At 71.7% G+C, this 244-nt stretch carries 1 protein-coding gene; it reads left to right on the top strand.

Translation table 11 applies throughout. The features are described from left to right. On the top strand, positions 1–244 hold a 244-nt coding region (locus JR064_RS22975), incomplete at both ends, for a condensation domain-containing protein (RefSeq protein ID WP_206231255.1).

Raw genomic sequence — 244 nt, 5'->3', positions numbered from 1 at the left:
GGCTGCGCGAGGAGGTGCTGGAGGCGCAGGCCGCGTACTGGGTCGCGGAGCTGGCCGATGTGCCGGCGCTGCTGGAATTGCCGACCGACCGGGTGCGCCCGGCACAGAAGCAGTACCGTGGCGGGTCGGTGCCCGTCGCGTTGCCGGCGTCGCTGGTGGAGCGGCTTGACGCATTGGCACGGGGCCGTGGCGCAACGTTGTTCATGGGCCTGCTGGCGGGGTTCCAGGTGCTGTTGGCGCGCTT

Source organism: Xanthomonas bonasiae (assembly GCF_017163705.1).
GTDB classification, from domain to species: Bacteria; Pseudomonadota; Gammaproteobacteria; order Xanthomonadales; family Xanthomonadaceae; genus Xanthomonas_A; species Xanthomonas_A bonasiae.
This window is presented reverse-complemented; position numbering and strand designations above follow the sequence as displayed.